General features: G+C 62.1%; 13 protein-coding genes. 12 read left to right on the top strand and 1 reads right to left on the bottom strand.

The features are described from left to right. Positions 1-307, top strand: a 307-nt coding sequence (locus KBB36_RS19035; RefSeq protein ID WP_290984801.1) for a MarR family winged helix-turn-helix transcriptional regulator, incomplete at its 5' end; no start/stop codon positions are given. Positions 308-396: 89 nt separating this feature from the next. Continuing rightward, a complete protein-coding gene (locus tag KBB36_RS19030) occupies positions 397-1,497 on the top strand; it encodes a hypothetical protein (protein ID WP_290984798.1) in 1,101 nt (366 codons plus the stop codon). Between the two features lie 37 nt (positions 1,498-1,534). On the opposite strand, the gene KBB36_RS19025 is transcribed toward KBB36_RS19030, so the two are convergent. Then, on the bottom strand, positions 1,535-2,383 hold the full coding sequence (locus tag KBB36_RS19025) for a ferredoxin--NADP reductase (RefSeq protein WP_290984795.1): 849 nt from the start codon (positions 2,381-2,383) through the stop codon (positions 1,535-1,537). A 301-nt stretch (positions 2,384-2,684) separates the two neighbouring features. Here KBB36_RS19025 and KBB36_RS19020 point away from each other — a divergent pair, with 301 nt between their 5' ends. The 10 genes from KBB36_RS19020 to KBB36_RS18975 form a co-directional block, all read left to right on the top strand. Beyond that, the gene (locus tag KBB36_RS19020) at positions 2,685-3,554 is read left to right on the top strand and encodes an FAD binding domain-containing protein (RefSeq protein ID WP_290984792.1); all 870 of its coding nucleotides are present in this window, start codon (positions 2,685-2,687) and stop codon (positions 3,552-3,554) included. A 10-nt stretch (positions 3,555-3,564) separates the two neighbouring features. Next, complete coding sequence (locus KBB36_RS19015) at positions 3,565-6,291, top strand: molybdopterin cofactor-binding domain-containing protein (protein WP_290984789.1); 2,727 nt, start codon at positions 3,565-3,567, stop codon at positions 6,289-6,291. Continuing rightward, positions 6,288-7,751 (top strand): 6-hydroxynicotinate reductase, encoded by a 1,464-nt coding sequence (locus tag KBB36_RS19010; RefSeq protein ID WP_290984787.1) that lies wholly within the window; start codon positions 6,288-6,290, stop codon positions 7,749-7,751. The genes KBB36_RS19015 and KBB36_RS19010 overlap by 4 nt, the downstream gene beginning before the upstream one ends. Next, positions 7,751-8,632 carry a UPF0280 family protein gene (locus KBB36_RS19005; protein ID WP_290984784.1) on the top strand — a complete coding sequence of 294 codons (882 nt, stop codon included), beginning with the start codon at positions 7,751-7,753 and terminating at the stop codon, positions 8,630-8,632. Before KBB36_RS19010 ends, KBB36_RS19005 begins: the two co-directional genes overlap by 1 nt. Further along, positions 8,629-9,213, top strand: coding sequence for an amino acid synthesis family protein (locus KBB36_RS19000; protein ID WP_290984781.1), 585 nt, complete (start codon positions 8,629-8,631; stop codon positions 9,211-9,213). Before KBB36_RS19005 ends, KBB36_RS19000 begins: the two co-directional genes overlap by 4 nt. 43 nt (positions 9,214-9,256) lie before the next feature. Further along, positions 9,257-10,465, top strand: coding sequence for an ABC transporter substrate-binding protein (locus KBB36_RS18995; RefSeq protein WP_290984778.1), 1,209 nt, complete (start codon positions 9,257-9,259; stop codon positions 10,463-10,465). 79 nt (positions 10,466-10,544) lie between these two features. Next, positions 10,545-12,446, top strand: a complete 1,902-nt coding sequence (locus KBB36_RS18990; RefSeq protein ID WP_290984775.1) for an ABC transporter permease — start codon at positions 10,545-10,547, stop codon at positions 12,444-12,446. Further along, a complete protein-coding gene (locus KBB36_RS18985; protein WP_290984772.1) occupies positions 12,443-13,210 on the top strand; it encodes an ABC transporter ATP-binding protein in 768 nt (255 codons plus the stop codon). The genes KBB36_RS18990 and KBB36_RS18985 overlap by 4 nt, the downstream gene beginning before the upstream one ends. Continuing rightward, positions 13,210-13,911, top strand: coding sequence for an ABC transporter ATP-binding protein (locus KBB36_RS18980; RefSeq protein ID WP_290984769.1), 702 nt, complete (start codon positions 13,210-13,212; stop codon positions 13,909-13,911). Before KBB36_RS18985 ends, KBB36_RS18980 begins: the two co-directional genes overlap by 1 nt. Before the next feature lie 10 nt (positions 13,912-13,921). Further along, positions 13,922-14,406 (top strand): hydantoinase/oxoprolinase N-terminal domain-containing protein (locus KBB36_RS18975; protein ID WP_290984766.1); only part of this gene is annotated, 485 nt, incomplete at its 3' end.

The raw sequence follows: 14,406 nt of genomic DNA, 5'->3' as shown, positions 1-14,406 counted from the left end.
GCAATATGCCGCGCTGGTGAAGCTCTATGAGGCCGGCGAATTGTCGCAGAATCATCTTGGCCGCCTGACCGCGATGGACCCGGCGACGATCCAGGGCGTGATCCGTCGTCTGGCAGTGCGCAAACTGATTGCCCATCGGCCGGACAAGAATGACAAGCGGCGCCGCTATCTGAGCCTGACGCCGGCCGGTCGTGTGCTGGTGGAAAGCCTGATCTCGAATGGCCCCAAAGTCAGTCAGGTGACACTCGGCCCGCTTTCGACGGCCGAGCAGGCGCAGTTGCTGGCATTGCTCAAACGCATCACCTGAGCCAAGTGCTGCCGGGGCTGCTGAAAAAAAACGATGCTGCTGCGGCTGCGCCGCTGCTTTGTTTCATCGGCATAGCGTTGGTTACGGCTATGCCGTTTTTTGCCAAACGGCTAGATGCCGCATTCTGGCTGCCCTGGCTGATCTACTGCGTTGTTTTCATCTCCCCGCTGGTGCTGCTGGATCGCATTCTGGCGCTGCGGCCCGGCCTGGCTGGGCGGCAGCTCTGGTGGATGCTTGGCTGCGCTGGCCTGGCCTTGCTCAATCATCAGCTCTATCCGGCAACACGGCTGGTGCAATTTCCCAGTAGCGCGCCGGATGCCTTGATCGAGCCAGCGCTGGCACTTGCGGCTGGCCGGCACCCTTATTCGGTCTTGCTGCCTGACGGCGCGCCCATCAGTCCGGGGCCGGGCTGGGTGCTGTTGAATGCGCCGCTTACGCTCAGCGGCCTGATCTATCTGATGGCGCCGTTTTATCTGATGCTTTCCGCCGGCCTGCTTGCCGGCATGGCTGCGTGGCGCGCCAATTTATATGTGGCGCTGTTGCTGATATGCGTTTGTTTCTTCCAGATGAGCGTTGTTGCGCATGACCTACTGGCCTTCTCGCTGGCCGCGGTGGCGCTCACGGCCTTGCTGTATCGCAGCTACCACAATCCGGGCTGGTTATTGCTCTGTGCCGTGTTGGCGGCCTTTATCGCCACCGCCCGGGTGCCGTTTGTGTTGCTGCCTATTTTGCTGGCCCTATGCCTGTTCAAGATCGATCGCAGGCGCGCCCTGATCTTTGCCGGCATAGCGGCGCTGACAGGCGCGGCGATCCACGGCTTTTTCTATGCCTGGGCTGAAACGCTATCGCTGTTTTATCAGCCGCTGCATGTTTTTGGCCGCGGCGCCAGAAGTGGGACAACCCTCTACCAGATTGCCACCATGCTGCTCTGGCTGCTGCTCCTGATCTGGCTTTACCGGGGCTGGCGCGGCGCCGATATCGCGGCATGGTTCCGTTTCATCTGGTTCGGCATGTTTCTGCCCTTTGCCGCCGTGGGTGTTGGTGAATTATTCGGCATGGCCGAGATCACGCTGGCAGCGTTCGGCAATTGGGAAGGCAAGGGCTATGTCTTTTTCACCACGCCGTTGCTGGCTGCTGCGTTAGCCTGCGGCTGGCCGCAAAACAAAACCGCCGGGCTGGCCCGGCGGTGATGTCATCACGCTCTAATAGCAGACTTGTTGAAGCGGCTTACTGCTCGACAAAAGCCTTTTCGATCACATAGTGACCGGCGCCGGTGGTGGAACCTTCCTGCCACTGCCGTTCGTCGAGATAAGCACGCATGTCGCGCAGCATTTCGGGGCTGCCGCAGAGCATGACACGGTCCTGCGCGATATCCAGCGGCGGCAGGCCGATATCGTTGAACAGCTTGCCGTTGGCGATCAGATCGGTGACGCGGCCCTGATTGCGATAATCTTCGCGGGTCACGGTCGGATAGTAGATCAGCTTTTCGCGCGCGGCTTCGCCGAGGAATTCATTCTCCAGCAATTCGCGGGTGATGTAGTCCTGATAGGCCAGTTCGCCGACAGTGCGGGTGCCGTGCACCAGGATCACTTTCTCGTAACGCTCATAGGCATCCGGATCCTTGATGATGCTCATGAACGGTGCCAGGCCGGTGCCGGTGGCCAGCAGATAAAGATGCTTGCCGGGCAGCAGGTTGTCCTGCAACAACGTGCCGGTGGGCTTGCGGTTGACAATGATGCGGTCGCCCACTTTCAGGTGTTGCAGCCGCGAAGTAAGCGGGCCGTTTGGCACCTTGATGCTGAAGAATTCGAGGAATTCCTCATAATTGGAACTGGCCATGCTATAGGCGCGCAGCAGCGGCTTGTTATCCACGATCAAGCCGATCATGGCGAACTGGCCGTTGATGAAACGGAAGGACGGATCGCGCGTGGTGCGGAAGGTGAAAAGTGTGTCGGTCCAGTGATGCACATAGGTCACTGTTTCCTCGCGCAGATTGCCGCCCGGCTTGAGCGCGGGATGGCTGGCGGCAGGTGCGACGGCTTCAACGGTTATGGTTGCGGCGGCGGAGGAGGTCATGGTTTTTGCGATCCGGTCTGGCGGCGGGCGAACCCGACGCTGATCTGGGGTCAGCCGAGTTCATATGTGTACATATAATCAAGTTTGGGGCGGCGTCCAGCCTAAAAACACATTCCCCACTCAATTTCAAGCAATGCAAACTCAACCCAGTTATGCGCTGTTGTTCATTCAAGCAAACTGTCGCGATTTTATGCGTTTACGGATCGATTTTGCCTATTTTTTGACGTTGCTTTTTTTCGAATCACACGGCAGCATCATATGCACACAAATGAGTTATAAGCAGGGTGGGGGTTTAGAATACATGGCGGTTTATGTACGCCCAGCCAGTCTCGCGCAGGCGCTTGAGCATCTCGGCGCTGCGGTCGGCGCCGTTCCCTTGATCCTGGCCGGAGGCACGGATTATTACCCGGCCAAGGTGGGCAAGCCGCTCGACGATGATCTGCTCGATATCACTGCGATCCCCGAATTGCGTGGTGTCAGCGAAGCCGAGGACCATTGGCGCATTGGCGCCACCACCAGTTGGGGCGAGATTGCCGGCAATGCCGAACTGCCGCCGCTATTTGATGGCTTGCGGCTGGCGGCGCGGGATGTGGGCGGCACGCAGATTCAGAATGCCGGCACCATCGCCGGCAATCTGTGTAATGCCTCGCCTGCTGCCGATGGTGTGCCGATCTTGCTGGCGATGCGGGCGCGGGTGGAATTGAGCCGCATGGCCCAGCAGGGCCAGATTGGCCGGCGTGAACTCGCTTTGGGCGATTTCATCACCGGCAACCGCCAGACCCGCTTGGCGCCGGGTGAATTGCTCAGCGCCATCCTGGTGCCGAAGCCGCGCCATGCCGCGCGCAGCACTTTCCTCAAGCTTGGCGCGCGGCGCTATCTGGTGATCTCGATTGCCATGGTGGGGGTGGTGCTGGAGGAAGCCGGCGGCGTGGTGCAGGGCGCCTCGGTGGCGATTGGTGCCTGTTCGGCGGTGGCGCAGCGCCTGCCGGCCCTGGAAACCGAATTGATTGGCCGCCGGCTGAATGCCGGCCTGGCGAACAAGGCCAAGCCCGAGCATTTTGCCGCGCTGACGCCAATCGACGACATGCGCGCCGATGCCGAATTCCGCCGTGAGGCGGCGCTTACTCTCACCCGCCGGGCGCTGGTCGCTGCGGCACAAGCGCGGGGTTGATGCCATGCGGATGATCGTGAATGGAGCCGCGCGCGAGTATAGCGGTTCGCCGGCCAAGCGGCTGGCCGATGTGCTGCGGGATGATTTCGGCCTCACCGGCACCAAGATCGGCTGCAATGCCGGCGATTGCGGTGCCTGCACCGTGATGCTGGAAGGCCGCCAGGTTTGCGCCTGTCTCACCCCGGCCGCCCAGGCCGAGGGCAAGCCGGTGGTGACAGTGGAAGGCTTGCAGGCGCATGGCGCGCTGTCGCGGCTGCAAAACGCCTTTCTGCGCCATGGCGCGGCGCAATGCGGCATCTGCACGCCGGGCATGCTGATGGCGGCCACCGATCTGCTGGCGGCTAATGCCCGGCCGAGCCGTGATGACGTGCTGGATGCCATTGGCGGCGTGCTGTGCCGTTGCACCGGCTATCAGAAGATTGTTGAGGCGATCCTGGATACTGCGCGGCACCAGCCCTTGCCCGCAGCACCTGAAGCCGGCGCTGCCGTGGGGGCGCGCAGTGTGAAGGTGGATGGCCTGGCCAAAGTGGATGGGCGCGAGAAATACGGCGCCGACAGTATCCCCGCCGATGCCCTGTGGCTGCGTATCCTGCGCAGCCCGCATCATCGGGCCACCTTCACCTTGGGCGATACCGCGCCCTTGCTGGCGCAATATCCCGGCCTTGTGCGCGTGTTCAGCGCTGCCGATATTCCGCGCAACGGCTATGGCATCTATCCCGATATCAAGGACCAGCCGGTGCTGGCTGATGGTCTGGTGCGCTATCGCGGCGAAGCCGTGCTGGCCGTGGTGGGCAGCCGCGAAGCGGTGGAGGCGGTGCGTGATGCCGATCTGCCGATTGTTTATGCAGTGGAGCCGCCGCTGCATGGCGTGGCCGCTGCCAAGGCGCCCGGCGCCAAGCTGGTGCAGGCCGACAAGCCGGGTAACCTGCTGCTGGAAGGTGGTGTGATCAAGGGCGATGCCGATGCCGCCTTCGCCGTCTGCGCCGCTGTGGCCGAAGGCCAGTTCCAGACCGCCTTTGTGGAGCATTCCTATATTGAGCCGGAAGCCGGCTGGGCGCAGCGCGTTGGCGACCGGATCGAAATCCACGCCACTACCCAGACGCCCTATATGGACCGCGACGAAGTGGCCGGCGTGATGCGCCTGCTGCCCGAGCAGGTGCGGATTGTGCCGACGGCCTGCGGCGGCGGCTTTGGCGGCAAGCTTGATCTTTCGGTGCAGCCGATGATCGCCGTGGCGGCCTGGCAACTTGGCAAGCCGGTGGCTTGCATCTATACGCGGCCGGAAAGCATGGCAGCCAGCACCAAGCGCCATCCCGCCACGGTGACGGCGAAATTCGGCTGTGATGCAGAGGGCCATCTGCTGGCGGTGCGCACCAATGCAGATTTTGATACCGGCGCCTATGCCAGTTGGGGCCCCACCGTGGCCAATCGCGTGCCGGTGCATGCCACGGGGCCTTACTTTGTGCCGCATGTGCATAACTGGGGCAGTGCGTTTTTCACCAATGCGCCACCTTCCGGGGCGTTTCGTGGTTTCGGCGTGCCGCAAGCCGCGATTGCGCATGAGACATTGCTGGACGATCTGGCGCGGCAATTGGGGCTGGACCGGCTGGAAATTCGTCGCCGCAATGCCATCCGCGTCGGCCAGGCCACCGCTACCGGCCAGGTGATGGAGCATTCCGCCGGGCTTGGCGCCTGTCTGGATGCACTGGCGCCACATTGGCAGGCTATGCAGGATGACGCAGCGCGCTTCAATGCCCGGCGCAAACAATTGCGGCGCGGCGTTGGCATCGGCTGCATGTGGTATGGCATCGGCAACACCTCGATGTCGAATCCGTCAGTGATGCGTGTTGCCTTGCGCCAGGATGGCCGCTTCACGCTCTATAACGGTGCGCTGGATGTGGGCCAGGGTTCCAACACCATCATGACCCAGATCGTCGCCGATGCGATTGGCGCACCGATGGCGCTGTTTGATCTGGTGGCCGGCGATACCGACCTGACCGCCGATGCCGGCAAAACCTCGGCCTCGCGCCAGACTTTTGTTTCCGGCAAGGCGGCTGAACTGGCCGGGCTTGATCTGCGTCGCCAGATTTTGCGCCTGGCCAATGCCGGCGAACAGGCCCGCATTACACTGGACGGCGATATGCTGGTGATTGCCGATGCCGGCCACAGCCATCGCATCGCGCTTGGCAGCCTGCCCTGCCTGGAAGGCGGCAAGGATGTGCTGCTCGGCCAGGGCCGCTTCGATCCGCCCACCACGCCGCTGGATGCCAATGGTCAGGGTGTGCCCTATGCCAGCTATGCTTTCGCGGCGCAGATTGCGCTGGTGGAAGTGGATCCGGCCTTGGGCAAGGTGAAGGTGCTGCGCATGGTGGCGGCGCATGATGTGGGCCGCGCGATCAATCCGCAGCAGGTGGAAGGCCAGATCCATGGCGGCATCGCCCAAGGGTTGGGGCTGGCATTGCTTGAGGAATACATCCCCGGCCGCAGCGAAAACCTGCATGATTACCTGATCCCCACGGTGGGCGACATGCCGGAGATCGAGGTGTTGCTGATCGAAGATGCCGAACCGCTTGGGCCATACGGCGCCAAGGGTGTGGGCGAGCCTGGCCTGGTGCCAACGGCGCCGGCGATCCTGGGCGCGATCCGCGATGCCGTGGATGTGCGGGTTACCCAAGTGCCATTGCTGCCGCATCGTCTGCGGGCATTGATCCGGCAGCAAGAGGAGGCGGCGGCATGACTGACGCGCTGGCAGTCAAGGACAAGGATGCGGAACTGGTGCGTTGCGATGCCTGCCCGGTGCTGTGTCGCATCCGCCCGGGCAAGACCGGTGCCTGCGACCGCTACGCCAATGTGGCGGGTGTGCTGACCCGGGTTGATCCGCTGGTGGTGACCGAACAGGCCGCCGTGCAGGGCCGAAACGTAGTGCCATTCCTGGCCGGCAGTGAAGCCTGGGACGGCCAGCTAATGGCTCCGCAGCCGGCCTTTGTCACCGGCATCGGTGCCGGCACCACCTATCCGGATTACAAGCCGGCGCCATTCATCGTTGCTTCCGAACACCAGGGTATTGATATGGTGACGGTGGTGACTGAAGGCATTTTCAGTTATTGCGGCCTCAAGGTGAAGATCGACACCGACCGCTATCTCGGCCCGGAACAGGCGGCGGTGCGGGTGAATGGCGAAGCCATCGGTCATGTCACCACGATGGAATATGGCTCGCAGATGCTGTCGCTTGGCGGCGTGCATCACCTGACCGGCGGTAGCAAGAAGGAAGGCACCACCACCTGCGATGCGATGCTGAAGCTCGCCAACAAGCAGGCGGTGACCGTCACCATTGATGGCGGGTCGGAAGTGGTGATCCAGGCCGGCAAGGCACCGATTGTCAACGGCACGCCGGAGCAGCGCATGCGGGTTGGCTGCGGCTCGGCCACCATCGGTATCTTCGCCAAGCAATGGCACGGCCATGTTGATGAAGTGATTGTGGTGGATGACCACATCACCGGCGTGCTGAGCGAACATCAGGCCGGGCGTTTTCTTGACATGCCCTTGGCCGGCATCCGGGTGCGTGGCCGCAAATCCACCCCGGGGCGCTATTTCCAGGTGGCCGAGCCGGGCCTGGGCTGGGGCGGCACCAATGTGTCCGACCCGCTGGATATCATTGAGAAGATTGATGCCGCCACGGCCTGGCCGGGCATGCGGCTGCTGATGGTTTCCACCACCGGCGAGCATAGTGCCTGGTATGTGCTGGACGATCAGCTCAAGCCGCAGCCGGCCGAGATGCCGGCGCCGATCACCAAGGTGGTGGAGCGTATCGCCGAGAATTGCGAACCGTCGCTCTGCACTGTGCTGTTTATGGCCGGCGCCGGCGGCAGCCTGCGTGCCGGCGTGACCGAGAATCCGGTGCGGCTGACCATCAGTGTGAAGGATCGCCTGACCCGGGTGACCTCCGGCGGCGCGCCGGTATTTGTCTGGCCCGGTGGCGGCATCACCTACATGGTGGATGTGCTGGCGATGCCGGATAATTCTTTCGGCTACGTGCCTACGCCGGCTTTGGTGGCGCCGATTGAATTCACCATGACGCGCGAGGATTACGCCGCTTTGGGCGGCCATATGGATCATGTGGTGCGGCTGGAGGATGTGTTGCGCGAGACGCGGCTGACCCGGCTTGGACCGAATAGCCTGACCCCGGGTGCTGCCTGATGGCGCCGCAGGCGGCATGGCTGCAGGGCACGGCTGGCCGCCGGCTGCATTTGCAGCATGGGCCGATTGATCTGGTGCTTCAGGCCTGGGGCGCAGCCGAGGCGGAGGAGGGCGCTTATCGCCGCGCCTGGCAACGGTTTCAGACCATCCTGGAAGAATTGGTGGCGGAATTGCCGTTGTTGCGCCAGCCGCTGGGCGCGGTGCAACCCTTGCCGCGCGGCAGCACAGCGCGGCGCATGACGATGGCTTGCTGGCCGCATCGTGGCATGTTCATCACGCCGATGGCGGCGGTGGCCGGCGCAGTGGCCGATGAAATCTTGCAGGCCATGACGGGCGAGCCGGGCTTGCGCAAGGCTTATGTGAATAACGGTGGTGATATTGCGCTGCGGCTTGGCCCGGGCGAGAATTTCACCACCGGTTTGGTGGGCAATCTGGCGCAGCCGCATATTGATGCCGTGGCGCGGATTGAGGCCGATGCGGGCATAGGCGGCATTGCCACATCGGGCTGGCGCGGGCGGTCTTTCTCACGCGGCATTGCCGATGCCGTCACCATCCTGGCTGCCAGCGCAGCACAAGCCGATGCCGCTGCCACGATTGTGGCCAATGCGGTGAATGCCGAGCATCCGGCGATCCGCCGCATGCCCGCCAATAAACTCAAGGATGACAGCGATCTGGGCGATATTCCGGTGACGGAGAATGTTGGTGTGCTGCCGACTTCGCTGGTGCTTGAAGCCTTGTCCGCCGGCTTGGCGGTGGCGCATGATTTGCAAAGCAGCGGCGCGATTCAGGCCGCCTGTCTCACCCTTCAGGGCGAGACCGTTGTGGCGGATCGTGGCCGGGCCGAGAAGCGTGTATTGATGAGTGCAGGAGGTGGGCGATGAACCGCGTGGATGTGCGTAAATTCTATCTCAGTGTCGATGAAGCCTGGCATGAAGGCGGCCCGCGCGCCGACAAGCCGCTGAAGCGCGCCGGCATTGCCGCCGTGCTGCGCAATCCCTTTGCCGGGCGCTATGAACCCGACATCATGCCGTTCATGGATGAATTGAAACCCTTGGGCCTGGAGATGTCACAGCGTTTGATCGCGGCCCTAGGCGGTGATCCGGCTGCCATCGAATCCTATGGCAAGGGCAGCATCATCGGCGAAGGCGGCGAGATGGAGCATGGCGCGCTGTGGCATGTGCCGGGCGGCTATGGCATGCGCGGCGCATTAGGCGACGCCAAGGCCATCGTGCCATCTGTCACCAAGGTGGGCGGCCTGGGCGCGCATATCGACATCCCGCTGCATCATATCAACGCGGCCTATGTGCGTAGCCATTTTGATGCTTTCGAGATGAGCATTCCCGATGCGCCGCGCGCCAATGAAATGGTTTATGTCATCGCCATGGCCACCGGGCCGCGCATGCATTACCGCGTCGGCGGGTTGCAGGTGCATGAGATTAAGGGCGAAGACGGATTGCGTTGAGTTTATTTGCGTTCACCGAAACACCAACCTAGGAGACGACCAAATGAATCGCAGGACCTGGTTGCTTACATCGGCCGTGATTGGCCTTGGCCTGGCGGGGCTCACCGCTCCGGCCTCGGCGCAGGACACCATCAAGCTCGGCGAGATGAATTCCTACAAGAATTTTGCCGCCTTCCTAGATCCCTACAAGAAGGGCTGGGAACTTGCCGTCGACGAGATCAACGCCGCTGGCGGCCTGCTCGGCAAGAAGCTGGAAATCGTCAGCCGCGACGATAACGGCAATCCGGGCGATGCCGTGCGCATCGCTGAGGAACTGGTGACGCGCGAGAAGGTGGCCTTCCTGATCGGCACCTTCCCGTCGCATGTCGGCCTGGCGGTATCCAGCTTTGCCAAGGAGAAGAAGGTTCTGTTCATTGCTGCCGAACCGCTCACCGACAAGATCGTGTGGGACCAGGGCAACAAGTATACCTTCCGCCTGCGCGCCTCCACCTACATGCAGACCGCCATGCTGGTGCCGGATGCGGTGAAGCTGAACAAGAAGCGCTGGGCCATTGTTTACCCGAATTATGAATATGGTCAGTCGGCCACGGCGGCGTTCAAGAAACTGATGCTGGAAAAGCAGCCGGGCATCGAATTTGTCATCGAACAGGCAGCGCCGCTGGGCAAGATCGAAGCCGGCGCGGTGGCTGATGCCATTGCGGCCGCCAAGCCGGATGCGATCTTCTCCTCGCTGTTTGGCGCCGATCTGAGCAAGTTTGTGCGTGAAGGCAGCACCCGCGACCTGTTCAAGAATGTGGCCGTGTTCAACCTGCTGGCCGGCGAGCCGGAATATCTTGATCCGCTGAAGGATGAGACGCCGGAAAACTGGTATGTCACCGGCTATCCGTGGGAGCAGATCAACACGCCGGAACATGTCAAGTTCCGCACGGCCTATCAGAACAAGTTCAAGGATTATCCGCGTCTCGGCTCGATTGTCGGCTATGCCACCGTGCAATCGGCGGCGGCGGCGATCAAGAAGGCCGGTTCGCTGGATACCGAAAAACTGGTGGCGGCGATGAAGGGCCTGACCCATGAAACGCCGCTCGGCATGATTACCTATCGGCCGCAGGATCACCAATCCACCATGGGCGCCTATGTTGGCAAGCTGACCCAGAAGGACGGCAAGGGCACGATGAAGGATTGGTACTATGCCGATGGCGCCAAATTCCTGCCCAGCGATGCCGAAGTCGCCAAGATGCGTCCCGCCGAATAATCGGTTGATCTGAAACTGACCGGCTCAGCTTTGCCTGGGCCGGTCAGTATTCCGCCTGCCCAGCCAGACGAGGCCCCGCTTGCTCGCGAATGTCACCATCCAGTTTCTCAACGGCCTAGCCGGCGCTTCGTCGCTGTTTCTGGTGGCGGCCGGCCTGTCGATCATTTTCGGCGTCAGCCGGATCGTGAATTTCGCCCATGGCTCGCTGTACATGGTGGGCATCTACTTGGCTTACAGCCTGATCAACTATTTTGGCCGCACCAGCTATATCGGCTTCTGGGGCGGTGTGTTGCTGGCTGCCGTTATTGTCGGCCTGATTGGCGTATTGATTGAAATATTGGTGTTGCGCCGAATCTATCGGGCGCCTGAATTGTTTCAGCTTCTGGCCACCTTTGCGCTGGTGCTGGTGATCAAGGATGCCGCGCTTTACATCTGGGGCGCAGAAGATCTGATGGGGCCGCGCGCGCCCGGGCTGCGTGGCGCGGTGGAGATATTCGGCAAGCGCTTCCCGCAATATGATCTGCTGCTGATTGTGATCGGCCCGCTGGTGCTGGGCCTGCTCTGGCTGCTGATGAACCGCACGCGCTGGGGCACGCTTGTGCGCGCCGCGACACAGGATCGGGAAATGGTGGGCGCGCTTGGCGTCAACCAGAGCTGGCTGTTCACCAGCGTGTTTTTCCTCGGTGCCTTCCTGGCCGGGTTGGGCGGTGCAATCCAGGCACCGCGTGAACCTGCGCAATTGATGCTTGATATCACCGTGATCTCCGATGCCTTTGTGGTGGTGGTGGTGGGCGGCATGGGCTCGATAGGCGGCGCCTTCCTGGCCGCGCTGATCATCGCCCAGGCCAAGGCTTTGTGCATCGCGCTGGGTGATGTTTCGCTGCTGGGCGTAACTTTCTCTTTCACCAAATTCACCCTGGTGGTGGAATTTGTCATCATGGCAGTGGTGCTGGTGGTGCGGCCGCTTGGCCTGCTTGGCAAGCCGCAGGGGGTGCAGCGTGGCGCCGCCATGGTAGAGCCGCCGCTTTATCCGCTCACCCGGCCATTCTGGTATGCCGTGCTGTTCTGCATGATTTTCCTGGCTCTGTTGCCGATGCTTGGTGATGGTTATCTGCTGGTGTTGCTGATCGATGTGGCGGTGTTTGCACTGTTTGCCGTAACGCTGCATTTCCTGATGGGGCCCGCTGGCATGGTCAGCTTCGGTCATGCCGCCTATTTCGGCCTTGGCTGTTACGGCGCGGCACTCGCCCTGCTCAAGCTCAACCTGCCGATGGAAGTGGCATTGTTTGCCGGGCCATTGCTTGGCGGCCTGGGTGCATTGCTGTTTGGCTGGTTCTGCGTGCGGCTGTCCGGGGTTTACCTCGCCATGCTGACGCTGGCTTTTGCGCAGATTGCCTGGTCGGTGGTGTATCAGTGGGACACTTTCACCGGCGGCTCCAATGGCCTGGTCGGCTTGTGGCCGAGTGCCTGGGCCAAGGATCGTATGGTATTCTACTATCTGGCCGTCACCCTCTGCGCCGCTTCGATCCTGTTCCTGTGGCGCGTGGTGCATGCGCCTTTCGGCTATGTGCTGCGCGCCGGCCGCGACTCGACGTTACGGGCGGATGCCATCGGCATCGATGTGCGGCGCTTCCAGTGGTTCGGCTTCGTGCTGGCTGGCATTTTCGCCGGCCTGTCGGGCGCCTTGTTCGCTTTCTCCAAGGGCAGCATCTCGCCCGAGACCCTGGCGGTATCTCGCTCGGTGGATGGCCTGGTGATGGTGCTGCTGGGTGGCGTGCAGACGTTGACCGGCCCGGTGGCCGGCGCAGCCTTGTTTACCTGGTTGCAGGATACCATCGCCCGCAACACTGAATATTGGCGCGCTATTCTGGGCCTCACCATCCTGGTGATTGTGCTGGCCTTTCCGATGGGCATTGCCGGCTTCCTCAAACTGGCCGGCGCACGCCTTGGGCTTGGCCGCCAGGTGGAGGTGGTGCGATGAGCGTTTTGCTGGTTCAAGGCCTGCAGAAATCCTTTGGCGGCGTGCAGGCGGTGCAGAATGTTGGCTTTGAGGTGGCGGCGGGTGAATTGCTGGCTTTGATCGGCCCCAATGGTGCCGGCAAGAGCACATGTTTCAATATGCTGAACGGCCAGTTGAAACCCGATGCCGGCAAAGTCAGCCTGAATGGCCAGAGTCTGATCGGCATGGCGCCACGTGATATTTGGCGTTTGGGGGTGGGCCGCACTTTCCAGATCACCGCCACCTTCAATTCGATGACGGTGCGCGAGAATGTGCAGATGGCTTTGCTGTCATTCCATCGCCGACTGATGTCGTTATGGCGGCCGGCCACTGAGATGTATCGTGATGAAGCCATGGCCTTGCTGGAGCGTGTTGGCATGGCCGACCAGGCCGAGCGGCCCTGCGGCATCCTCGCCTATGGCGATCTGAAGCGGGTGGAACTGGCGGTGGCCCTGGCCAACAAGCCGGTGTTGTTGCTGATGGATGAACCCACCGCCGGCATGGCGCCCACCGAACGGCTGGCGCTGATGGACCTGACGGCGCGGCTGGCGCGTGCTGATCGTATCGCGGTTTTGTTCACCGAACATGACATGGACGTGGTGTTTGCCCAGGCTGATCGCATCATCGTGCTTAATCGCGGCCGCTTGATTGCCGAGGGTAATCCGGCAGAGGTGCGCGCCAATGCCGAAGTGCAGGCGGTGTATCTCGGCTCCGGCGCCACCTTCGCTGAAATGGGGGCGCATTGATGCTCACGATCTCTGGCCTGAATACCTATTACGGCCGCGCGCATATCCTGGCCGACCTGGCCTTGCAGGCTGGCCGCGGCGAGGTGGTGGTGCTGTTGGGCCGCAACGGCGCCGGCAAGTCCACCACGATGAAATCGGTGATCGGCATGGTGCCGGCGCAAAGCGGCGTGATTGAATTCGAGGGCAAACGCATCGACAACCAGCCGATGCACCGCATTGCGCAAGCCGGGCTGGGTTATGTGCCTGAGGAGCGTCGCATCTTCACTGAATTGACCGTGATGGAGAATCTGGATGTGGGGCGCCAGCCGCCGCGCCAGGATGCGCCAACCTGGACACCGGAGCGCCTGTTTGAGCTGTTTCCCAATCTTGGCCGCATGAAGGATCGCCCCGGCGGCCGCATGTCGGGCGGCGAGCAGCAGATGCTGACCATTGCGCGAACGCTGATGGGCAATCCACGCCTGATCCTGCTGGATGAACCCTCCGAGGGCCTGGCGCCGGTGATTGTGGAGCAGATGGCCAAGACGATCCTGCAATTGAAGGCCGAGGGCTTGGCCGTGCTGCTCTCGGAGCAGAACCTGCATTTCGCCCAGATGGTGGCGGATCGCGCCTATATCATTGAGAAGGGCCGTATCCGCTATCAGGGTACCATGACCGAGCTGGCCGCCGATGCGGCGGTGCGCGAACAATATCTGTCGGTGTGAGGAACAGCGTATGGCGTGGATTGTCGGCATCGACGTGGGCGGCACTTTCACCGATCTGATCGGCATTGAGCCGAAGCTGGGCCGCGTGGCGCTGGCCAAGGTGCCAACCACAGTGGAGAATCAGGCCTTCGGCGTGCTGGCGGCGCTGGAGCAGGGCGGTATTGCCCTGGCGGATACCGAAACCATTGTGCATGGCACCACCACTACCACCAATGCGTTGCTGGAGCGCAAGGTGGCCAAGGTTGGCCTGATCACCACCAAGGGTTTCCGCGACAGCCTGGAGCTTGGCCGCCGCACCCGGCCTACTGCCTATGGCCTGACCGGCAGCTTCGAACCGCTGGTGCCGCGTCAATGGCGCCTGGAAGTGCCGGAACGTATGGATGCCGATGGCAATGTGGTGGTGGCGCTGGATGAAGCCGCCTTCCGCGCTGCCGTACTACAGTTGAAGGATGCAGGCTGCGAAGCCCTGGTGATCCACTTCCTGCACAGCTACAT

Source organism: Ferrovibrio sp. (assembly GCF_017994015.1).
Classification (GTDB): domain Bacteria; phylum Pseudomonadota; class Alphaproteobacteria; order Ferrovibrionales; family Ferrovibrionaceae; genus Ferrovibrio.
This window is presented reverse-complemented; position numbering and strand designations above follow the sequence as displayed.

Bases quoted from the DNA above. Each gene is read 5' to 3' on its own strand.
- KBB36_RS19030 (WP_290984798.1), top strand. From the start codon at position 397: ATGCCGTTTTTTGCCAAACGGCTAGATGCCGCATTCTGGCTGCCCTGG.
- KBB36_RS19025 (WP_290984795.1), bottom strand. From the start codon at position 2,383: ATGACCTCCTCCGCCGCCGCAACCATAACCGTTGAAGCCGTCGCACCT.
- KBB36_RS19020 (WP_290984792.1), top strand. From the start codon at position 2,685: ATGGCGGTTTATGTACGCCCAGCCAGTCTCGCGCAGGCGCTTGAGCAT.
- KBB36_RS19015 (WP_290984789.1), top strand. From the start codon at position 3,565: ATGATCGTGAATGGAGCCGCGCGCGAGTATAGCGGTTCGCCGGCCAAG.
- KBB36_RS19010 (WP_290984787.1), top strand. From the start codon at position 6,288: ATGACTGACGCGCTGGCAGTCAAGGACAAGGATGCGGAACTGGTGCGT.
- KBB36_RS19005 (WP_290984784.1), top strand. From the start codon at position 7,751: ATGGCGCCGCAGGCGGCATGGCTGCAGGGCACGGCTGGCCGCCGGCTG.
- KBB36_RS19000 (WP_290984781.1), top strand. From the start codon at position 8,629: ATGAACCGCGTGGATGTGCGTAAATTCTATCTCAGTGTCGATGAAGCC.
- KBB36_RS18995 (WP_290984778.1), top strand. From the start codon at position 9,257: ATGAATCGCAGGACCTGGTTGCTTACATCGGCCGTGATTGGCCTTGGC.
- KBB36_RS18985 (WP_290984772.1), top strand. From the start codon at position 12,443: ATGAGCGTTTTGCTGGTTCAAGGCCTGCAGAAATCCTTTGGCGGCGTG.
- KBB36_RS18980 (WP_290984769.1), top strand. From the start codon at position 13,210: ATGCTCACGATCTCTGGCCTGAATACCTATTACGGCCGCGCGCATATC.